Below are 21,290 nucleotides of genomic sequence, written 5' to 3'. Positions count from 1 at the left end.
AGCGCCGGCGGCATGTTACTCTTCCCCAAAGCGGTAGATCGCGAGGCTTCTTTCGCGTTCATTCACCGCAAGCGGCCGGTTGATCGGCGCATGAGCGCGGGCGGCGCAATCGCGACGTTCGCAAAGATAGCAGTTCAGCCCGATCTTGACCGGTTTCGATCTGACAAGGTCGATTCCGTCCGCATAGATCAGGCGCGGCGCATAGGCGGTATCGCAGCCAAGCCCGATCGCAAGCCGCTGCGCCGGTTGCCCCTGCATGCCGCCCGCGCGGGTCACGGTGCGCGCAACCGAAAAATAACTCGCGCCTTCGGGCATGCGGATCAGCTGTGTCTGTACCTGATCGGGCGTCTCGAAAGCGCCATGGATGTTCCAGAGGGGGCAGGTGCCACCAAAGCGCGAGAAGGGGAACCGCCCCGCCGAAAAGCGCTTAGAGATATTTCCCGCCCGGTCCACCCGCACGAAGAAGAACGGGATGCCCCGCGCACCCTCGCGTTGCAGCGTCGACATACGATGCGCGGTCTGCTCGAAACTGGTGCCAAAGCGGTGGGACAGCAATTCGACATCATAGCGCGTTGTTTCACAGGCGCCGAGGAAACGCCCATAGGGCATCACCAGCGCTGCGGCGAAGTAATTGGCAAGGCTGACGCGCATCAGGGTGAAAGCCGACGGAGCGGTCAGTCCGGCCTCCTCCACCAGCCGCGCGATCAGCGGCTCCTGCTCCAGGCGCGCCAGCAGAACGCCGATCTGAAAGCGCCGGCTCGACTGGCGCAACAGCTCAGAGAGCATCAGCTCCTTGCGATGCAGATCAAAGCGCCTGAGATGCCCCCCCATCACATCTGCCGGCAGGATGCGCGTCCGGATGCCATGCGCCGCAAGCCGGGCCGAGAGGGCCACATGCGGCTCGCTGCGATGGAGCTGCAATTCCGCCGCCAGCGTCTCGGCGGCGCGGTCGAGCGCATCGACATGATTGCCGCGGGCGTAGAACCAGGCCCGCACCGCCTCGGCCGGGCGCGAGCTTTCCGAAAGGACCTCGACCTTATCGCGATCGGTCAGCGGGTTGTCATCCGCCATCGGGCGCAGGACGGCTTCGCGGTGACGGTCATGCAACTGCACAAAGGCGCGCGCGAGCCGGGGTGAGGCCTGGAGAATGGCCTCGATCTCGACCTTCGGGATCTGCCCGGCCCCAAGCAGCGGATCTTTCAGCGCCGCGTTGAAATCTGCGGCCAGCTGCGCGTCACTGGCCGGGGCAAGTTCCGAGATGTTCAGATCGTAGATTGCCGCGAGCTTCATCAGAAACTGTGCCGATGCGGGACGCTGATCGGCCTCGATCAGGGTGATGTAGCTAGCAGAAACGCCAAGCTCGGTTGCCATCTGCGCCTGGGTCAGCCCCAGCGATTGCCGCAGCACCTTCAGACGCTGTCCGATGATCAGCTTTTCGCCCCGTTTGCCCTCGCCTGTCATGTCATTCCTCGCATCCCGCTTGTGACAAACCTTACAGATCTCGCAAGGGTAATGTGACAAGACTTACATCATTACCCTTTTATTTCAGGTAGATAATGCACATGCGGCATAACATTACCATAGTGACTTTACGCCAGAGTCACATCGGAGAATCGTTATGCCGCTCGACCGTCCGCCCCATAGCCTGCCGCCCGTGATCCTGCGGGAAGTTCCTGGCGCCGACCGGGTTCTGACGCCTGACGCGCTGGCATTCCTCGCCGGGCTGCATCGCGCATTTTCTGGTCAGATCGACGCACTTCTGGCCGCGCGGCGCGCGCGTCAGCACAGTTATGATCTGGGTATGCTGCCGGAATACCTGACCGAGACGAAAGACATTCGTCAGGGGATCTGGGAGGCGGCTCCGGTGCCCCGGGAACTGATGGACCGCCGGGTCGAGATCACCGGCCCGGCGGATCGCATGACGATGATCACCGCGCTGAATTCCGGTGCGAAGGTCTTTATGGCCGATCTGGAAGATGCAAGCGCGCCGCGCTTCGACACCATGATCCAGGGGCAGGTGAACCTGCTCGATTACCGCGATCACGCGCTTCGCGGCACCGATCCGAAATCCGGCGAGACCCGCGAAGTCAAAGATGATCCGGCGCTGTTGATCCTGCGGCCGCGCGGGCTGCATCTCATCGAGGCAAATCTGCTGATCGACGGGCGGCCGATCCCGGCGGCGCTGTTCGATTTCGGGCTGCATATCTTCCATTCCGGCAAGGCACTCGCCGCTGACGGGCGCGGTCCGTTCTATTACCTGCCAAAACTGGAAAACCACCGCGAGGCGCGGCTTTGGAATGCGATCTTCCTTCACGCGCAGGAAGCAATCGATCTGGCGCCTGGCACCATCAAGGCGACCGTGCTGATCGAGACGCTGCGCGCCGCCTTTGAGATGGATGAGATTATCTGGGAACTGCGCGACCATATCGCCGGGCTGAACTGCGGCCGTTGGGATTATATATTCAGCTATATCAAGACATTGCGCGCGCATCCCGACTATGTCTTGCCTGATCGGGCCGAGGTGACGATGGACCGCGCTTTCCTTGCGACCTATGCGGCGCGGCTGGTCAAGATCTGCCATCGGCGCGGCATCCATGCGATGGGCGGCATGTCCGCCATGGTGCCAGGGCGCGACAACCGGGAGGTGACAGAGGCCGCGCTTGCCCGTGTCCGTGCCGATAAAGAGCGCGAGGTGAACCTGGGTCATGACGGCACCTGGGTGGCGCATCCGGATCTCGTGCCGGTTGCGCTGGAGGTGTTCGACGCCGCGATGCCTGGCCCGAACCAGATCCGCCGCCCACGGCAGGATTACCGGATCGACCCCGCAATGCTGCTGAAACCGCATGACGGACGGGTGAGTGAGGCCGGCCTGCGTGGCAATATCGCGGTCGCGATCGAATATCTGGCGCAATGGCTGCAGGGCCGTGGCGCTGTGGCGATCAACGGGATGCTGGAAGATGCCGCCACGGCCGAGATCGCGCGGATGCAGCTCTGGCAATGGCTGCGCCACGGGGCCGAAGTGACGCTGTCCGATGGCGACCACACGAAGCTGACCGCCGAATGGCTCGCCTCGCTGATCCAGGAAGAGATCGTCGCGATCCTGGGCCGCCTTGGGCCGACCGGCTTCCACCGGGGCCATTACGCCTCGGCCTCCCGGATCGTGCATGAGGCGATCCTCGCCGCGACGCCGCCCGATTTCATCACATTGCCGGGCTATGACGTGCTGAACGCGCTCGACTGATGGACCGGCTGACCACGCTTTCCCCCTTTGGCGGGCCTGTGCCTGCCAGCATTTCCTCTGTTACGAAAGGATCTCCCATGACCCGCAAGACCTATGCAGAACTGCGCCGCGAGGTTGCGCAGCGTTACCCGACCGGCCAGACGGCGGCCGGTGTCTCGGTGGACGATATTGTGCAGCTGAGGCTGCAGAACTCCTGGGAGAGCCATCTTGAGATCGCGCGCGAGATGGCGGTAGTGATGCGCGCCGATATGGCGGCCTATGACCAGGATGCATCGAAATTCACGCAATCGCTGGGCTGCTGGTCGGGCTTTCATGCTCAGCAGATGATCAAGGCGGTCAAGCGGATGCGCGGCACCGCGAAAGGCACTTACGTCTATCTTTCCGGCTGGATGGTTGCCGGGCTGCGCAACCGCTGGGGCCATCTGCCCGACCAGTCGATGCATGAGAAAACCGCAGTCGCCGATCTGATCCAGGAGATTTACACCTCGCTGCGCCAGGCCGATGAGGTGGCGCTGAATGATCTGTTCCGCAGCCTGAAAGCCGCGAAAACGGACGCCGAGCGCGACGCCGCGATTGCCGCCATCGACAGTTTTGAAACCCATGTCGTACCGATTATTGCCGATATTGATGCCGGTTTCGGCAATGAACATGCAACCTATCTGCTGGCGAAAGAGCTGATCAAGGCTGGGGCCTGCTGCCTCCAGATCGAAAACCAGGTGTCAGACGCCAAGCAATGCGGCCATCAGGATGGCAAGGTTACTGTCCCGCGCGAGGATTTCATCGAGAAACTCCGCGCCTGCCGCCTCGCATTCGAGGAACTCGGCATCGATCAGGGCGTGATCGTCGCGCGCACAGACAGTCTTGGTGCGGGGCTGACGCAGAAAGTGCCGGTCTCCGCCCGCCCGGGCGATCTGGCCAGCCAATATATCAAATGGCTGAAGGTGGAGCCGATCACCGACGAGAATCCGATCCAGGAAGGCGAGCTTGCGCTTTACCAGGGCGGTGAATTCGTGCGCCCGCAGCGCCTGCCCAATGGCCTCTTCCCCTTCCGCGAAGGCACCGGCCGCGCCCGGGTGATCGAGGATTGCATCGCGAACCTGACCGAGGGCGGCGCCGATCTGCTCTGGATCGAAACCGACACCCCGAATGTGGATGAGATCGCCGGCATGGTCGCCGAGATCCGCAGGGCGGTGCCGAATGCGAAACTGACCTATAACAATTCGCCCAGCTTCAACTGGACGCTGAACCTTCGGAAACAGGTGCGCGACGAATGGCTCGCAGCGGGCCGGATCAAAGCCGCCGACTACCCCGATGGCAATGAGCTGATGAAGGCCGATTTCGACGCGACCGATCTGGGCCGCGAGGCCGATCAGCGACTTCAGCGCTTCCAGACCGATATCTCGGCGCGGGCGGGTGTGTTCCACAACCTGATCACGCTGCCGACCTTCCACCTGACTGCGAAATCGGTCGATGAACTCAGCCGGGGCTATTTCGGTGAGGAGAAGATGCTCGCCTATGTCAAAACCGTGCAGCGCGAGGAAATCCGTCGCGGCGTCTCGGCGGTGAAGCACCAGCATGAGGTCGGCTCGGATCTTGGTGATACCTTCAAGGAAATGGTCTCGGGCGAACGTGCGCTGAAAGCCGGCGGGCACGCCAATACCATGAACCAGTTCGCGGCCGAGTAATCCCGCGATCATTGCCGGTGCTCTCCCGGCAATTGGCGCCGTCCTGTCAAAGGGGCGGCGCCGTCCGTCATGCCGCTGATGCAGTCCGGCGGCGATGGGGGTCAGCACCATTTTCACCTTCCGCTGGGTGAGCTGCTCTTCCAGGATTGAACAGTGACGGAGGCTGCGACCTGACGATTGCTGGTCTCCAGTGGCATGCAGATCAGGAATGCGGATACGCAGGAACCATGACGCGGGCTTTAAGGCGCGCGTGGGGCCGGAAGCGGTCAAGGGCGCGCATTGTGTCGGAGTTTGCGGCCGAATACGTCATGCGTCCGACGTTGATCCACCAGTGGAAGAAGGGCTTTCGACAGGGCGGCGGATGTTTCTAGCGGGGCCGCAAGAGGCCCGCAGCCGAGGCGCATGAGGAAACGGATACTGTCCTCAATGCCAGGTTTGGGGATCGAAGCCATCGGCGCCATTGGGCCGAGATTCAATGCCGAACGGGACGATAGGACGGCACCATCCAGCATTGTGGATCGGCGTGCAGTGCCGCCTTCTGTTGGTCTGGCGCTCATCTGTTTTCCACGAGCCTGCGGGTGAAACGGAGCAGAGCCGCGGGCTGATGCAGGGGATTGATCAGCGGTTCCGCGACACGCCCTTCTGCGGCGTCCACTCTAATCTCAGACATCAGCACGCATTTGCCTGCCCGTCTGGTCAGTCGCCGGCCGGGGCACGCGTTCCCTGCAGCGCCAGCTGCTGCATCCAGCGGGCGAAATGCACCACCCTGCTGCGGGCCAGCCGCTCGGTCGGGATGTCCAGCCAATAGCCGTAAGGGCCCGTCACCACCACCGGATCGATCTGGATCAGCGCGCCGGAATCCAGCTCGGATTCGATCATATTGCGGTCGATCACCGCCAGACCCGCCCCCGAGACTGCAGCCTGTGTCACCATGTCCAGCGTCGCGAATTCCATCGCGTTTTCCGGCAGATCGCGGCGATCATGCTGGGCCGAGGCAAACCAGTTATCCCAGGTGGGCAGCCGGAGCGCGCGGTCCAGCACGTAAAGCAGGCAGCTTGCGCGCAGCCGTTCGGGATCGGCCCAGAGATCGGGCGCGCAGACCGCAATATGCTGCTCGACCATCAGGCGGGTCGATGACTGGCGATCGCGCGGGTCCGTGCCGAACCGGATCACACAGTCAAACCGCACATTGTCATCGGGGCTCAGATGCAGCGAGAGATCGAGATCGGGGAAGCGCTGCCGGAACGAGACCAGCCGGCGCGAGAGCCAGCGCGCGGCAAAGGTTGGCGGGGCCAGCAGGGTCAGCTTCTGGCGCGGCACAGACTTGCGCGCTTCCTGCACGGCATCGTCGATCAGATCGAAGGCTCCGGCAAGGCGCTCATGCAGGATCGCCCCGGCCTCGGTCAGTTCAACCGCATTGCCGATGCGGCGAAAAAGCGCGATGTCGAGCGTGCTTTCCAGCTGGCGGATCTGCCGGCTGACCGCGCTTTGCGTGACGCCAAGGCGATGCGCGCCTTCGGTGAAGCTGAGGCATTGGCCAACGGTCGCGAAAGCGCGCAGTGAAGTCAGGGAGGGGGCGGATGACATCGGAAGGGCAGGGCTCCCGGCACAGGAAACGGGGGCGCGCCGACCGGGCGCGCCCCGAACCTTGTGCTTCTGCCTGCCGCGCGTCAAGGCCCCGTCTGATGCAGGAATGCGGGGCATTTGCCCACCGGCCTCAGAATGCGTCGCGCCCGGGGGCGGCGGCGATCAGCTCGCGGGTATAGGGATGCTGTGGTCGGGTCAGGACCTCGCTTGCCGGGCCGCGCTCGACCACATGGCCCTTGCTCAAGACCACGATCTCGTCGCTGATCTGGGCGGCGACACGCAGGTCATGGGTGATGAACACCACGGCAAGCTTCAGCCGTTTTTGGAGTTCGGCCAGCAGATCCAGCACCTGGGCCTGGACCGAGACATCCAGCGCCGAGACGCTTTCATCGGCGATCAGCACATCGGGCTGCATCGCAAGCGCGCGGGCAATCCCGATCCGCTGCCGCTGCCCGCCGGAAAAGGCGGCCGGTCTGCGGGTATAGGCGCTGCGCTCCAGACCTACCAGCTCCAGCAGTTCTTTCGCGCGGGTGACGGCTTCGGCGCGGCTGGCGCCCGAGAGCACGGCGGCGCGGGCGATCATCGGCCCGACCCGGCGGCGCGGGTTCAAAGACCCGAACGGGTCCTGGAAAATCATCTGGATCCGCTTGCGCATTCCGCGCAGGGCGGGGCCGCTTGCTCCCAGAATATCCTCGCCCGCAACCACGATCTTGCCGGAAGTCGGGTCGATCAGCCGGATCAGGTTCTTGGCGATGGTCGATTTGCCCGACCCGCTTTCACCGACGATCGACAGCACCCGGCCAGGGGCGACGGAAATTTGAATGTCATGCAGCACCTGTTTCGCGCCGTAAGAGTGGTTCAGCTGCGTGACCTCCAGCGCCGGTTTGGCGGCCTCGGGCGCAGGGCGGTCATGGGGCACAAGGCTTGGGACTGCCGCGATCAGGGTTTTGGTATAGTCATGCTGCGGGTTTTTCAGCACCTGCTCGGCGGTGCCAAGTTCCACCACCTCGCCCCGCCGCATCACCGCGATACGGTCGGCAATATCGGCCACCACGCCAAGGTCATGGGTGATGAAGATGATGCCATGACCATGCACGTCGCGCAGCTCGCGGATCAGTTTCAGCACCTGGGCCTGGGTGGTCACATCCAGCGCTGTGGTCGGCTCATCGGCGATCAGCAGTTTCGGGCTCATCGCCAGCGCCATCGCGATCACCACGCGCTGGCATTGCCCGCCCGAAAGCTGATGCGGGTAGCTTTTCAGGATGCGGTCGGGTTCGGGCAGATGCATCGCCTCGACCAGGCGCCGCGCCTCGCGGGCGCGATCCGCCTTTGACATATCTGAATGGAGGATAAAGACTTCTTCGATCTGGCTCGCCACCGTGAGGGCCGGGTTCAGCGACGCCATCGGCTCCTGAAAGATCATGCCGATCTCTTTGCCGCGGATCTTCTGCCATTGCCGTTCCGATAGCGTCAGCAGATCCTGGCCCGCCATCAGGGCCTCGCCGCCGGCGACCGAAAGACCCTTTGGCGCGGCCCCCATAAGGGTTGCGGTCAGCACCGATTTTCCCGAGCCGGATTCGCCGACGATGCAAAGGATCTCGCGCGGTTTCACATCCAGCGTGACGCCCTGGACCGCGAAAGGCCGGTCGGCACCTTTCGGCAGTGCGACCGAGAGATTGCGGATATCAAGCAATGCGTCGCTCATGCCTGGCGCTCCTTCGCATCATTCACTTCGCGCAGCCCGTCGGCCAGCAGGCTGAGGCCCAGTGTCAGGGTCGAGATCGCGATACAGGGGAAGACCACCAGATGCGGGAAGGCGATGGCCATGGCGCGGCCCTCATTCACCATACCGCCCCAGTCAGGGGTGGGGGGCGGCAGGCCGAGACCGAGGAAGCCGAGCGTGCCGATGGTGATGGCGGTATAGCCAAGTCGCAGGCAGAAATCGACCGCGAGGGGCCCGGTCGTATTCGGCAGGATATCGACAAACAGGATGCGCCAGGTGCTTTCACCCTGCGTGATCGCGGCTTTGACGAAATCGCGGCTGGCGACGTCAATGGTGATGGCGCGCACGATGCGGAAGATCGCCGGGGCCGAGCTGAAGGTCACCGCAATTACGATATTCACCGGAGAGGCGCCGATCACCACGATGATCACGATGTAAAGGACCAGCACCGGGAAGCTGAGGATCACATTGGCGAGGAAACACAGCACCGCATCGGTGCGCCCGCCGACATAGCCCGCGATCAGGCCAAAGCTCAGGCCCAGAATATAGGCGGTCAGGGTGGCAAGCGTGGCATAGATCACCACCGTCTGTGCGCCCCAGATCAGTCGCGAAAGAATATCACGGCCGAGCATGTCGGTGCCCAGAAGGAAATATTCGCCATTGGTGCCGGTGCTCAGCGGTTTGACCAGCGGCTGCAGTGTTTGCAGAGGGTTATAGGGCGCGAGGACCGGCGCCAGGATGGCGACCAGCAGCCAGCCGAATGCGAGGAATCCACCGATCAGAACCAGCGGCTTTTGCAGGTAAGGGGTCAGCGCCTTCATGCTTTTGCTCCCAGCTCGATACGGGGGTTCAGCCAGCCATAGAGCAGGTCGGAAAGGATCTGGCTCAGAACGACGACGAGGACCGAAATCATCGCGCAGGCTTCGATCAGATAGATGTCCTGGTTCAGCGCGGCGTCATAGAGGAGGGTGCCAAAGCCCTTATAGGCGTAGAACACCTCGACAACGATCACGCCGGAAAGGAGCCAGGGAAGTTGCAGCATGATGACGGTCACGGGCGTGATCAGCGCATTGCGGAGCGCATGGCGCAGCACGATGCGCGACAGGCTTGCACCCTTGAGCCGCGCGGTGCGGATATAATGGGTCGACATCACATCAACCATCGAGGCGCGGGTGACGCGGGCCAGATAACCCATCGAATACAGTCCCAGAACCGAGACCGGCAGGATCAGCTCGCGGAAGGAGAATCCGGTAATCATCGTGCTGGCCCCCGGGAGCAGTCCCAGCCAGAAGACGAAGATCCCCGACAGAAACACCGCCGAGGCGAAATCCGGGATCGAGGTGGTGATGACGGAGAACACCGAAATCACCCGGTCGAGCACGGTGCCGGGCCGCATCCCCGCGAGGATTCCAAGGCCAAGCCCGAATACGATGATCACAAGAAGCGCGCCGCCGGCGAGAAGTGCCGAGGCGCCAAGGCGCGGCATCACCATATCCATCACCGGTGCGCGGTAATAGGTCGACTGCCCCCAGTCGCCGGTGACAAAATTCGCCAGCCAGCGGAGATAGCGGATCAGGAACGGGTCGTTATAGCCGTTTTGCAACAGCCAGGCCGCGCGCTGTTCGGCGGTGGAATACTGCCCCAGCACCTTGACGGCGACTTCCTCGATATTCACTTCGAGTGCGAGAAAGATCAGGAACGAGACCGCCACCATGGTGGCGATCGCGATCGCGGTCTTTCGGATCAGAAATCTGCCCAGTGACACCAGACACCCCCCTTTTGGTTGAACCGCGCCGAAGCGCGAAAGGGGGCCGGGCGCGATGGCCCGACCCCGGTTTTGCCTGGCGATCAGGCCAGCCAGACGCCATCCATACGGAAAAAGTCCGACGGATGCAGCACGAAGCCGCGCACATTCTGCGCCGCAGCCGAGAAACGGTTCGGCCAATAGGGCTGCACCATCACCGCGTCATCGCGCAGGATGGTTTCGACCACGGCCATCGCCTCGCGGCGGGCGTCCGGGTCAACCAGCGACATCGCCTTGTTCAGCGCCTCGTCAAAGGCCGGGTTGGCGTAATGGCTTTCATTCCAGGCCCCGCCCGAACGATAGGCCAGATCCAGCGTCATCGTGCCCAGCGGGCGATGCGCCCAATAAGTGACGCCGAAGGGCACCTTGTCCCAGATCGGCCAGTATTGCGAGGCGGGCAGAACGTTCAGCTTCAGCCGGATGCCGGCCTCGGCGAGGTTCTGTTGCAAGACCTGAGCGGTGTCCTGCTCCCATTTGCCCTGGGTATTGCCAAGCGTCAGCTCGATATCGATGCCATCCGGATAGCCGGCCTCGGCCAGCAGCGCCTTTGCCGCCGCCACATCGCGGGCGATGGGGTCGACAGGTGCGTAATCGGCCTGAACCGGCGAGACATGGTAATTCGCCCCCAGATCACCCTCGCCCCGATAGGCAATCGCCAGCATCTGGCCATTGTCGGCCGCCAGCTGCACGGCTTTGCGCACGCGGATATCGTCGAAGGGCTTCTGGTCCACCTGCATCCGGATCGCCAGAGTATGGGCCGCTTTGCCGGCCAGGATCTGGATATTCGGCAGCGATTGCATCAGGTCATATTCGGCAATCGTCGCGCGGTAGAGCACGTCGACCTGACCGCTGGACAGCGCGGCCAGATGGGTGGTGATATCCGCGCCGAGGTCGATGTAATGCACCTCGTCCAGATAGGCCGGCGTGCCCCAGTAATCTTCGCGCTTTTTGAAGATCGCCTGACGGCCGACCTCATGGCTGACCAGGGAGAAGGGGCCGGTTCCGACCGGATCAGCCGGCCAGTTGCCGGTGAAACCACGATGCGCGATGGCGCAGGTATGGGAGTAAAGCTGTTCCGGCAGCGAGGCGATGGGGCGCGACAGCGTGATGCGCACCGAATGATCGCCGGTCTTTTCGACCTTTGTGATCGCCTCAAATGCGCTCTTGTTCGAGCTCTGCGAATCCGGCGCGATCCAGCGTTCGATGTTGAAGATCACGTCTTCCGGGCCGAACTGATCGCCATTCGACCATTTGGCGCGCTCGTCGAGATCGAAATCCCAGACGGTCAGATCGTCCGAGGCCGACCAGCTTTTCGCGAGATAGGGATGGGTGATGTTGTCTGCGTCGACAAAGGTCAGGAATTCGAGGCAGTTGCGCAAAAGGTTCGAGGATTCGATCCAGGTGGCCATCATCGGATCGGTGATTTCCTGGATCTGACAGGCAAAGCGCAGCGTGCCGCCGGCTTTCGGCGTTTCTTCAGCGCGCAGCATCCCGGGTGCTGCACCTGCGGCCCCGACAGCGACACCCAGCCAGGCCATGCCACGCAGGAAGCCGCGACGGTCGATCTGCCCCGCCGCAAAACGGCTTTGCATGGCGCGGGCTTCCGGGTGCAGCGGCTTGCCGTTCAGCGTTCTGAATTCATTCATCCTTATTCTCCCTGTCAGAAGTAATGTATTTTAGCGCCGGAGCGGCGTTGCCGCCGCTCCGGCAAGGGGCTCAGGCCACAGCCTCCAGCGCGAAGCGACCGGCGGCCGGGCGCGGCGCACGCGGAATGCGTTTGCCAGCGGTGTAATCGTTAATCACGTCACAGGGCGTGTAATTGCGCTCAATCTCATAAACTTCATCGGCATCAAGCTCGGTGGTCAGCGCCGCCAGAGCTGAATCGAACTGCGCCCTTGTATCGGCGCCGACCAGCATCGAGGAGACCTCGGGTTTCCTGAGCACCCATGCCTGGGCGATCTGCGCCGGGCTGAGGCCGCGCGCCTCGGCCACACGCGCGACCGACATCGCGACATCGCGCGAGGTGGCATCGTTATACATCTCGGCGGTGAAGAAGTCGGTCTTGTTGCGGACCGAATTCATATCGCTGGAAAGGATGCCCCGCGCGAGCGGGCTGAAGACCGAGACGCCCACGCCCTGATCCATGCAGAAGGGCAGCATCTCGCGTTCTTCCTCGCGATAGGCGGCGTTCAGTTGCAGTTGCATATTGATCGGCTTCGCCCAGCCATGTTTTTCGCAGACTGCGAGGATTTTGGCGAATTGCCAGGTGAACATCGTCGAGACGCCGATATAGCGGGCTTTGCCGGCACGCACGATGTCGTTCATCGCTTCCATGGTTTCTTCGATCGGGGTCTCGGTATCGAAGTAATGCAACATATAGATGTCGACATAATCAGTCTTCATCCGGGTGAGCGAGCCATGCAGCGCATCGAACACATGCTTGCGGGAATGGCCGCCATTGTTCGCGCCGGCACCGATCTGATAGCCAAGCTTGGTGGTGATCACCAGCTCATCGCGCTTCGCCAGTTTGCGCAGCACATTGCAGACGACTTCCTCGCCCGCGCCTGCCGAATAGAAATCGGCGAGGTCGATGAAGTTAACGCCATTGTCGAGCGCATGGCCGATGATCGGCTCGGATTCGGTCTCATCAAAAATCCAGGGCTTCCAGGATTTCGAGCCCATATTCATCGTGCCGAGGCAGAGGCGCGATACTTTCAGGCCGGATTGGCCAAGACGGGTATATTGCATGGTCTTCAGTCTCTCGAAGAGGGTGTTGCTTGCAGGCGGGGTCAGCCGCCGAAATGGATCCAGGTGCCTTTGGTTTTCGTGTAGGAAGACAGCGAATGGATCGCCATTTCCTTGCCCCAGCCGCTTTCCTTGAAGCCGCCGAAGGGGGCCGAGAGGCCGTAGCAGCCGTAGCGGTTCACAAAGACCATGCCAGCATCGAGACGCTCGGCCATGCGGTGGGCGAGGTTTACATTGCCGGTATAGACGCCGGCCGCGAGGCCATAGCTGGTGCCATTGGCGATATGAACGGCCTCGTCGGCGGTCTCGAACGGGGTGCAGGACAGGACCGGGCCGAAGATTTCTTCCTGCGCGATACGGGCGGTATCGGGCACATTCGAGAAGATCGTCGGACGGACAAACAGACCTTTGGCGTTGCTGCCGGTGGTATCGGCGGTGCCGCCCGCGACCAGCTCGGCCTCGGTCTTGCCGATCTCGATATAATCCATGATGCGTTTGAACTGCGCCTCGTTGCACTGCGCGCCCTGTTCGGTCAAAGCCAGCAGCGGGTCGCCGCATTTGACCGCTTCGGCCTTTGCGATCAGCTTTTCGAGCACATAGTCATAGATGCCCTTCTGGATCAGGAAGCGGGTCGGCTCGGAACATTTCTCGCCTTTTTGCGAGAACATCACATAGAAGGCGCGGTCAATTGCGGCATCCAGATTCAGCGTATCCTCAAAGAAGATACAGGGCGATTTGCCACCCAGTTCCAGCGTGACGCCCTTGAGGTTTGACGCCCCCGAATTCGCCACGATGCGGCGACCGACGCCGGTCGAGCCGGTGAAGGACACTTTATGGACATTGCGGCTCAGCGTCAGCTGATTGGCGGCCGCGCCATCGCAGAGCACCAGGTTCAGAAGGCCTTTGGGAAGATCCAGCTCCCGGTCGATCAGCTCGAAGAGATGCAGCGTCGCGAGCGGCGTATATTCCGAAGGCTTCATCACCACCGTATTGCCCATCGCCAGCGCGGGGGCGATCTTCAGGCTGGCCTGGTAGAGCGGGTAATTCCAGGGCGCGATCAGGGCGCAGACACCAACCGGTTCTTTGGTGGTGAAATTCAGGAAGCCATCTTCGACCGGCGAGACCTCGCCGTAGAATTTATCTGTCCAGCCGGCGTAATATTCAAAGATCTCGGCGCAGGTATAGATGTCGTCGTTCACCGCTTCCAGGTAGGTCTTGCCATTGGCAAGGCTCTCCAGCAGCGCCAGATGTTTCACATTCTCGCGGATCAGCCGCGCAATCGCGATAAGCTGATCGGCGCGCGCCTTGCGCGAGGTCTTGCGGCTCCAGACATCCGACTGGTGGCAGCGGTTGGCGGCCTCGGCGGCGGTCTCGATCTGACCGGCATCGGCCAGTGCGATCTGGCAGAGGGTTTCCCCGGTCGCCGGGTTCTTCACCCCCCAGGCGGCACCGTTTCCGGCAACCCATTCACCATTTATATACTGTTTCTTGCTCTCTTTGAGCCAGGATTTGGCCCAGTCAAGATCGGTATCGAGCAATTCATCTGTCATTGTCGTCTTCCACAGAGGAGGTCTGTTTGGGGAAACTGTCGGGTGTACGGGGCGCGCTCAGCGGGGTTCGGCTTCGGCCACCTTACGGCGCACGAAATCAACGTCACCGGCGGCATCTTTCGCGACCTGGGCCGAATAGCTGTAGCCTTTCAGCTGTTTCAGCCGGATCAGCGAGGGCAGCAGGCTGGTCGAGAGGTCCTGGTTGCGGGCTGCATCGGGCTGCAGGCCCTGCACGCAGTTGCGCCGCAGCGTCGCGACACCGCTTTCCAGCACCCCGATCATTTCGAGAAGGCTCACGATCACCACCGCTTCCCAGGGGTTGTAATCCATTTCGCCATGATCCTGGGTCATCGCCATCGCCGCCGCATGACCGACCGCGATCATGCCGCATTGCACCATGAATTCCGGGATGGTCGGATTGACCTTGCCGGGGATTGCAGAGGATCCCGGCTGCATCGCCGGCAGCCGGATTTCGCCAAGGCCGCCATGCGGGCCGGAACCCATCAGCCGCAGGTCTTTTGCGAACCGGATCAGGGTCCGTGCCAGCTGATCAAGCGATGCACCAAGCGCCAGCAGCCGGTCATGTGCCTGGCTTGCGGCGAAAAGATTGTCGGTGCGGGTGAGACCTGCGGGCAGACCCGCCGCCTCAAGTGCGGCATTAAGGGCGAGCAGGATTGCGGCAAAAAAGGCGGGTTCGCAATCTTCCGACCTCCCGATGATATTGCCACCGATGGAAACCTCGCGCAGCGCATCTGCGTCACGGGTGGCGCGCTCGATATTAAAGCGCAGCGAGGCGGAGACGCCGCCAAGGTAATCGGCAAAACCGATATCAACCGCATCCTGCAGGCAGGTCCGCGCCAGTTTGCGCAAAGGCGCCCAGTCGGCGCCCAGCCGGTCGAGATCCGTCGCCAGCCCCTCGACCTCAGCCGCCAGGCCCGCAAAAGCCACCCGCGCCGCGATGTGGCAGCCGGTGGACAGGCAATCTGCCGTCGAATGGTTGAGATTGGCGTGATCATTCGGGTGGATCGGCGCGTAAGAGCCATATTCCGCGCCAAACCCGGCCTTGTTCGCCAGATTGGCGAGTACCTCATTGAGGTTCATATTAGAGGAAATCCCGCCGCCGCCATGGAAGGCATGGATCGGAAACGCCTCGGGGCGTGGGGTGGTCAACAGGTCCGACGCTGCATCGATCAGCGCCTCACCCATTGCGGGCTCAATCGCGCCTGTGTCGATATTGACCCGCGCTGCGGCCTTTTTGACCATCAGCATCGCGTTCAGAAGGGCAGGGTAATCAGCAAAGCGCTTTTGCCCTTCCAGTGGGTAAAGCCGCACAGCGCGTTCGGTCTGGATGCCGAAAACGGCGTCCAGGCTGACATCAAGCATACCAATACTGTCACGCTCGACGCGTGTATTCCGTCCGCTGACCATGAATCGGGCTCTCCCCCACGATGGCGCTCAGGAAAGTCGATTTCGCGACAGTGAACAAACGACTATTCCGCCGGGGTCATTCCAAAAAGTCATGACTTGGAGAAAAAGCGGGATTTCAGCTCAGAGGATATGCGAGGAAAGCTGGCGCGCCGCCTGGACGACGTTTTTCGAATAGACCCGTGCGCTTTGCAGCGACAATGCCTCGCCGGTGAAGCAGGCGCTGATCGCGGCAACCGGCTCACCGCGCCCGTTCACCACGGGTGCGGCGACACAGCCGACATCAAGCTGGATCTCGTTGAGGCTGACGGCATAGCCGAGGCGGGCCGAACGTTGCAGGTCCTGGGCCAGCGCCGGCAGTCCGGCCGCCATGTCGGGCGCGGCAAGGCCCTCGTCGCGCAGATAGGTGAGCTGATCTTCCAGCGGGCGCGCGGCAAGGATCGCCTTACCCGAGGCCGAAAGATGCATCGACATGGTGCGCCCGACATAGGCATTGAAGGCCGTGCTGGCCGGCGCATCCAGCCGCGCAAGGATCACCACCTGATTGCCGATCGGCAGGCTGAGAAAGATTGAGCGGTGGATCTCGTTCTTCAGGATCTCGGCGATGGGGTAGAAATGCGGCACGAAAGGCTGGCGGGCGAATACTGCCGAGGCAAGCTGGAACAGCCGCGAGCCGGGGACATAGGTTTTGCGCCGCCCGGGGGCGAGCGCGACCATCCGGTGGCTGAGCATGGAATTGAGGATGCGGTGCACCGTGGCCTGGGCCAGCCCGGTTCTTTCGCAGATATCGGAAAGCTGCAGAGGCCAGGGCGAGGCCGAAAGCACTTCTAGGATCTCAACCGCGCCATCAATCGCCGGGGCGGCGGTTTTGGTGGGATCGGGTCTGGCTGTGCCGGACATGCGCTGCTCCTGCAAGGGTGCTGAGGAGATGCCATATTATTTTCCATATGTGGAATATTAATTCCCAATATGGAAAATAATTGACAGCAAGACGTGTCTGCCCTCTGGTCCTGGCCGAAATCGCACCGGAGGACGCCATGCGGATCGACCGCAACTTCGTCAATAATGACTTCCTGACATCGGATGGCGAAGAGCTGATCGCAGTGCTGAACCCGGCCACCGGTCAGCAGATCGCGCATGTCACCGCCGCCACCGCCGCCGAAGCGCGGGCAGGCGTAGAGGCGGCGGCCCATGCGCAGCGCGGCTGGCGGCGCCTGACCTCGGTCGAGCGGGCCGGGCATTTGCGGGCGCTGGCCGATATGTTGGTGGCACGCAAGGACCGGATCGGCGCAGTGCTGGCGTTGGAATCCGGAAAAAGCCTTGAGGATGCGACGGGTGAGGTCTTTTACGCGGCCGAGCTGACGCGCTACCATGCCGAATGGGCGCGGCGGATCGAGGGGGAAATCATCCCTTCGGACAGCCCTGATGAGAACCTGCTTTTGCAGCGCGAACCGATTGGTGTCGTCGCGGCGCTGATCCCGTTCAACTACCCGATTTATACGCTGATGCGCAAAATCGCCCCGGCGCTGATTGCGGGAAATACCGTGGTGGCGCGGCCTTCGAACAACACGCCCTCTTCGGCGCTGGAAGTGGCGCGGGCGGTGAAAGATTGCGGCTTTCCGGCGGGCGCAATCAATATCATCGCGATGACGCATCAGGTGGCGCAGACGGTCTGCACCCATCCTCGGGTCGGCATGATCACGCTGACCGGCAGCGTCGGTGCGGGCCGCAAGGTGCTGGAATACAGCCAGGTCAATATCGCGAAATCCTCGCTGGAGCTGGGCGGCAAGACGCCCGCGATCATCGAGGCAGATGCCGACCTGGAGAAGGCGGCTGCGGCGGTGGTCGCGTCGCGCACCACCCATTGCGGCCAGCTCTGCACCGCGATCGAGCGGGTCTATGTGCAGGACAGCGTGCATGATCAGTTTGTTGATCTGCTGCGCAGCCATATGGCGGCTCGCAAATTCGGCGACCGGATGCGCGAGCCTTCGGTGATGGGCCCGCTGATCAACCAGAATTCGCGTGTGAACATCCATCAGATGGTCAGCCGCGCCATTGATGACGGGGCGCAACTGGAATGCGGCGGCTTCATCCCCGACGGCCCCGGCTGGTTCTACCCGCCCACGCTGCTGACAAATTGCCGCCAGGAGATGGAGATCGTGCAGGAAGAGGTCTTCGGCCCTGTCCTGCCGGTGCTGCGCTATCAGACGACCGAAGATGCGCTCGCGATGGCCAATGACCACCAGTTCGGCCTGTCCTCGGTCATTTATACCGAGAATTACCGCAAGGCGATGATGGTTGCGAACAATATCGAAGCGGGCGAGGTCTATATCAACCGCACGCCCGCAGACCCCTATCAGGGCTACCATTCGGGCTGGAAACGCTCGGGCCTTGGCGGGGATGACGGCAAACACGGGATGCTGGATTTCACCCAGACCCGCCTTGTGATCCAGAGCTGGTGAGGAGCGGCTTATGAAACTCGTATCCGTTAAAACCGATATCGTCGCCGTACCGCCGCCCCATATCGGCGGCATGTACTGGATTTTCGTCACGCTGAAGACCGATGACGGGATCGAAGGCGTGGGCGAGGTTTATGCCGCGACCTTCCACCCCAAGGTGATGGTGCCCGCGATCCAGGACGTGTTTGACCGGCTGCTCGATGGAGAAGATCCGCATCATGTCGAGAAATTCTTCCGCCGGGCCTATTCCAGCGGGTTCACGCAGCGCCCCGATCTGACGATGATGGGCATTGTCTCGGGGCTGGAAATGGCCTGCTGGGATATTATCGGCAAGGCGGCGGGCAAGCCGGTCTATGAGCTGATCGGCGGGCGGGTGCATGAAAAGCTGCGCTCTTACAGCTATCTTTACCCGAAAAACGCAAAGGGCGATCACGATTACAGCAATATCGAACTCAGCGTCGATTGCGCGCTGGAATATATGGAACAGGGCTTCACGGCGCTGAAATTCGATCCCGCCGGGCCGTATACGGTGATGGGCGGGCATCAGCTGTCTCTGGAAGACATGGACCGTTCGGAAACCTTCTGCCGGCGTATCCGCGAGGCGGTGGGGAACCGTTGTGATCTGTTGTTCGGCACGCATGGCCAGATGACGGTTTCCGGCGCGATCCGGCTGGCGCGGCGGCTGGAGCAATATGATCCCCTGTGGTTCGAAGAACCGGTGCCGCCAGGGCAGAGCGAGGCCATGGGCCGGGTCGCCGGTCAGACCACGATCCCGATTGCCGCCGGTGAGCGACTGACCACGAAATACGAATTCCACGATCTTTTGCGCAACAATGGCGCGTCGATCCTGCAGATGAATCTGGGTCGTGTCGGCGGCATTCTGGAAGGCAAGAAGGTCGCGGCACTGGCCGAGGTCCATTACGCCCAGATCGCACCGCATCTCTATAACGGCCCGGTCGGCGCCGCGGCCTCTGTGCAGCTTGCCACCGCTACGCCGAATTTCCTTGTGCAGGAAAGCATCCGTCGCTGGGACGGCTTCCATGCCGAGGTGCTTGAGGAAGGGCTGACCTGGTCTGACGGCTGGATCATCCCGTCGGAGAAGCCCGGCCTTGGCATCACCCTGAACCGTGAGGTGATCGAGGCGCATTCCCCCTATACCGACAAGCGCCTGCACCTGTCGATGTGGGACGCCCCGCATGATTTCAAAGCGCAATCCGACACATCCTGGAAAGAACCGCCCGCAAAGGCCTGACGCTCATGTCCTACGATTACATCATCATTGGTGCCGGTTCGGCGGGATCGATCCTGGCCGCGCGGCTGAGCGAAGACCCGGCCACCCGTGTGCTGCTTCTGGAAGCGGGCGGCTCTGACCGCTCTTTCTGGTTCGACATGCCGGCGGGCTATGCGCGGAACTATTTCAACCCCGAAACCAACTGGATGTATTCGTCTGAGCCCGAACCAGGAATGGCCGGGCGCCGGATCTATACGCCGCGCGGAAAGGTCCAGGGCGGATCGGGTTCCATCAATGCGATGATCTGGGTGCGCGGGCAAAGGCGTGATTTCGACGACTGGCGCGATGCGGGCAATCCGGGCTGGGGCTATGATGATGTGCTGCCCTGGTTCAGAAAGCTGGAAAGCCATCCGCTCGGCGAGACTGAATGGCATGGCGCCAGCGGCCCGGTCGGCATCACGCCGATGAAGGGGCAGACCCATCCGATCTGTGACCGGTTTATCGAGGCCGCGCGGGAAATGCAGCTGCCGGTCAGCGACGATTTCAATGGCGCAGAGTTTGAAGGCGCCGGGATCTATGAGACGAATATCGGCAGGGGCAGGCGGCAATCCAGTTCGAAAACCTATCTGACACCGGCTCTGAAACGGGCCAATCTGACGCTGCGCCTGAAGGTGGATGTCACCCGCATTGTGATCGATGACAGCGGGCGCGCGACCGGGGTCGAGATCCGCACGAATGGCGTGCCCGAAACGCTGAGCGCTGCGCGCGAGGTGATCCTCTCGGCCGGTGCGGTCGGGTCTCCGAAACTCCTGATGCTGTCGGGGATCGGCGATCCGGCAGAGCTGGCGCAGCACGGGATCCAGGTCAAAGCGGCGCTGCCGGCGGTGGGCGGAGGTCTCCAGGACCATCTTTGCGCAAGTTACTATTACCGCGCGAATGTGCCGACCCTGAATGACGAGCTGCGGCCCTGGTGGGGCAAGCTCTGGGCGGGGATGCGCTATGTGCTGACCCGCAAAGGCCCGCTTGCGCTCAGCGTCAATCAGGCGGGCGGGTTCTTTCGCACCGCCTCTGCGGGAGATGCGCCGAATATCCAGCTTTATTTCAACCCGATGTCCTACCGCATTCCGGCCAGCACGAAGGCAAAGCTTGAGCCGGAGCCCTATCCGGGCTTTCTGCTCGCCTTCAATTCCTGCCGCCCAGACAGCCGGGGGCGCATCTCACTGGCCTCTGCCGATCCGCTGGCCGCACCGCTGATCCGGCCGAATTATCTGTCAACCGGGCGCGATTGCCAGGAGGTGATCGAGGCCAGCCGGCTCATCCGTCAGTTCATGCAGGCCCCGGCGCTGCGGGCGATCACGGTGGAAGAAGTGACGCCCGGCCCCGGATGCGACAGTGATGAGGCGATGCTGACCCATCTGCGTGAAGAGGGGGGATCCATCTACCATCTTTGCGGCAGCTGCGCGATGGGGCCGGATCCGGCGACATCGGTGGTCGATGCCGATCTTCGCGTGCATGGCATTCGCGGGCTTCGGGTCGTCGATGCCTCGGTCTTCCCCAATATCACCTCGGGCAATATCAATGCGCCGGTGATGATGGTGGCCGAGAAAGCCGCTGCGATGATCACCGGGCGGTAAGGCATTCGCGCAAACCGGGCCAGGGCGCGCTCCTGGTCCGGGCCATCATCGCGATCTGTCCGGGTCCGGAGACCGCCTCCACCGCCGGACCTGGATTGTGCCGCGCCCGCAAATCGGCCCCCCGGCCGACGCCGAAAGCCCCTTGCGGTAAAGCAGCCTTATCGGCGGCAGGGGTGGGGCAGCTGCTGACCAACGCGTGATAGGTT

Annotated in this window: 15 protein-coding genes; 5 read left to right on the top strand and 10 right to left on the bottom strand. The window is 62.3% G+C overall.

The genetic code is table 11. The features are described 5' to 3' along the window. Positions 1-15: 15 nt before the first annotated feature. Positions 16-1,461, bottom strand: a complete 1,446-nt coding sequence (locus M3484_RS10645) for a helix-turn-helix domain-containing protein (RefSeq protein WP_249496848.1) — start codon at positions 1,459-1,461, stop codon at positions 16-18. A 157-nt stretch (positions 1,462-1,618) separates the two neighbouring features. Here M3484_RS10645 and aceB point away from each other — a divergent pair, with 157 nt between their 5' ends. Both aceB and M3484_RS10635 read left to right on the top strand, forming a co-directional pair. Continuing rightward, the gene (gene aceB, locus M3484_RS10640) at positions 1,619-3,241 is read left to right on the top strand and encodes a malate synthase A (protein ID WP_249496847.1); all 1,623 of its coding nucleotides are present in this window, start codon (positions 1,619-1,621) and stop codon (positions 3,239-3,241) included. A 77-nt stretch (positions 3,242-3,318) separates the two neighbouring features. Next, positions 3,319-4,926 (top strand): isocitrate lyase, encoded by a 1,608-nt coding sequence (locus tag M3484_RS10635; protein WP_249496846.1) that lies wholly within the window; start codon positions 3,319-3,321, stop codon positions 4,924-4,926. Positions 4,927-5,622: 696 nt separating this feature from the next. Here the strand turns inward: M3484_RS10635 and M3484_RS10630 are convergent. The 9 genes from M3484_RS10630 to M3484_RS10590 all read right to left on the bottom strand — a co-directional run bounded on the left by M3484_RS10630 (position 5,623) and on the right by M3484_RS10590 (position 16,660). Beyond that, a complete protein-coding gene (locus M3484_RS10630; RefSeq protein ID WP_171909619.1) occupies positions 5,623-6,513 on the bottom strand; it encodes a LysR substrate-binding domain-containing protein in 891 nt (296 codons plus the stop codon). 130 nt (positions 6,514-6,643) lie between these two features. Then, on the bottom strand, positions 6,644-8,218 hold the full coding sequence (locus tag M3484_RS10625; RefSeq protein ID WP_249496845.1) for a dipeptide ABC transporter ATP-binding protein: 1,575 nt from the start codon (positions 8,216-8,218) through the stop codon (positions 6,644-6,646). After that, complete coding sequence (locus tag M3484_RS10620) at positions 8,215-9,057, bottom strand: ABC transporter permease (protein ID WP_092902342.1); 843 nt, start codon at positions 9,055-9,057, stop codon at positions 8,215-8,217. The genes M3484_RS10625 and M3484_RS10620 overlap by 4 nt, the downstream gene beginning before the upstream one ends. After that, on the bottom strand, positions 9,054-9,995 hold the full coding sequence (locus M3484_RS10615) for an ABC transporter permease (RefSeq protein WP_283258401.1): 942 nt from the start codon (positions 9,993-9,995) through the stop codon (positions 9,054-9,056). The genes M3484_RS10620 and M3484_RS10615 overlap by 4 nt, the downstream gene beginning before the upstream one ends. 89 nt (positions 9,996-10,084) lie before the next feature. After that, positions 10,085-11,686 (bottom strand): ABC transporter substrate-binding protein, encoded by a 1,602-nt coding sequence (locus M3484_RS10610; RefSeq protein ID WP_249496843.1) that lies wholly within the window; start codon positions 11,684-11,686, stop codon positions 10,085-10,087. A 70-nt stretch (positions 11,687-11,756) separates the two neighbouring features. Continuing rightward, positions 11,757-12,788, bottom strand: a complete 1,032-nt coding sequence (locus M3484_RS10605) for an aldo/keto reductase (RefSeq protein ID WP_249496842.1) — start codon at positions 12,786-12,788, stop codon at positions 11,757-11,759. A 41-nt stretch (positions 12,789-12,829) separates the two neighbouring features. Next, on the bottom strand, positions 12,830-14,335 hold the full coding sequence (locus tag M3484_RS10600; protein ID WP_249496841.1) for an aldehyde dehydrogenase family protein: 1,506 nt from the start codon (positions 14,333-14,335) through the stop codon (positions 12,830-12,832). A 57-nt stretch (positions 14,336-14,392) separates the two neighbouring features. Next, a complete protein-coding gene (locus tag M3484_RS10595; RefSeq protein WP_249496840.1) occupies positions 14,393-15,763 on the bottom strand; it encodes a lyase family protein in 1,371 nt (456 codons plus the stop codon). Positions 15,764-15,883: 120 nt separating this feature from the next. Beyond that, positions 15,884-16,660, bottom strand: a complete 777-nt coding sequence (locus tag M3484_RS10590; protein ID WP_249496839.1) for an IclR family transcriptional regulator — start codon at positions 16,658-16,660, stop codon at positions 15,884-15,886. A gap of 137 nt (positions 16,661-16,797) precedes the next feature. On the opposite strand from M3484_RS10590, the gene aldA reads away from it, so the two are divergent. Genes aldA through M3484_RS10575 form a run of 3 tightly spaced genes read left to right on the top strand, consistent with a single transcriptional unit; the run spans position 16,798 to position 21,084 of the window. After that, positions 16,798-18,222: an aldehyde dehydrogenase gene (aldA, locus tag M3484_RS10585; RefSeq protein WP_249496986.1), complete on the top strand. Its 1,425-nt coding sequence runs from the start codon at positions 16,798-16,800 to the stop codon at positions 18,220-18,222. Between the two features lie 10 nt (positions 18,223-18,232). Then, a complete protein-coding gene (locus M3484_RS10580) occupies positions 18,233-19,471 on the top strand; it encodes a mandelate racemase/muconate lactonizing enzyme family protein (RefSeq protein ID WP_092902356.1) in 1,239 nt (412 codons plus the stop codon). Between the two features lie 5 nt (positions 19,472-19,476). Then, on the top strand, positions 19,477-21,084 hold the full coding sequence (locus tag M3484_RS10575) for a GMC family oxidoreductase (RefSeq protein WP_249496838.1): 1,608 nt from the start codon (positions 19,477-19,479) through the stop codon (positions 21,082-21,084). Positions 21,085-21,290: the final 206 nt, after the last annotated feature.

Origin of the sequence: Pseudomonas sp. GX19020 (assembly GCF_023371075.1) — a bacterium.
Lineage (GTDB): Bacteria > Pseudomonadota > Alphaproteobacteria > Rhodobacterales > Rhodobacteraceae > Pseudogemmobacter.
The sequence above is the reverse complement of the archived record's forward strand: the minus strand, read 5'-3'. Positions and strand labels throughout refer to the sequence as shown.

Bases quoted from the DNA above. Each gene is read 5' to 3' on its own strand.
- M3484_RS10595 (WP_249496840.1), bottom strand. From the start codon at position 15,763: ATGGTCAGCGGACGGAATACACGCGTCGAGCGTGACAGTATTGGTATG.
- M3484_RS10625 (WP_249496845.1), bottom strand. From the start codon at position 8,218: ATGAGCGACGCATTGCTTGATATCCGCAATCTCTCGGTCGCACTGCCG.
- aceB (WP_249496847.1), top strand. From the start codon at position 1,619: ATGCCGCTCGACCGTCCGCCCCATAGCCTGCCGCCCGTGATCCTGCGG.
- M3484_RS10610 (WP_249496843.1), bottom strand. From the start codon at position 11,686: ATGAATGAATTCAGAACGCTGAACGGCAAGCCGCTGCACCCGGAAGCC.
- M3484_RS10575 (WP_249496838.1), top strand. From the start codon at position 19,477: ATGTCCTACGATTACATCATCATTGGTGCCGGTTCGGCGGGATCGATC.
- aldA (WP_249496986.1), top strand. From the start codon at position 16,798: ATGCGGATCGACCGCAACTTCGTCAATAATGACTTCCTGACATCGGAT.
- M3484_RS10590 (WP_249496839.1), bottom strand. From the start codon at position 16,660: ATGTCCGGCACAGCCAGACCCGATCCCACCAAAACCGCCGCCCCGGCG.
- M3484_RS10605 (WP_249496842.1), bottom strand. From the start codon at position 12,788: ATGCAATATACCCGTCTTGGCCAATCCGGCCTGAAAGTATCGCGCCTC.
- M3484_RS10580 (WP_092902356.1), top strand. From the start codon at position 18,233: ATGAAACTCGTATCCGTTAAAACCGATATCGTCGCCGTACCGCCGCCC.
- M3484_RS10645 (WP_249496848.1), bottom strand. From the start codon at position 1,461: ATGACAGGCGAGGGCAAACGGGGCGAAAAGCTGATCATCGGACAGCGT.
- M3484_RS10600 (WP_249496841.1), bottom strand. From the start codon at position 14,335: ATGACAGATGAATTGCTCGATACCGATCTTGACTGGGCCAAATCCTGG.
- M3484_RS10630 (WP_171909619.1), bottom strand. From the start codon at position 6,513: ATGTCATCCGCCCCCTCCCTGACTTCACTGCGCGCTTTCGCGACCGTT.
- M3484_RS10635 (WP_249496846.1), top strand. From the start codon at position 3,319: ATGACCCGCAAGACCTATGCAGAACTGCGCCGCGAGGTTGCGCAGCGT.
- M3484_RS10620 (WP_092902342.1), bottom strand. From the start codon at position 9,057: ATGAAGGCGCTGACCCCTTACCTGCAAAAGCCGCTGGTTCTGATCGGT.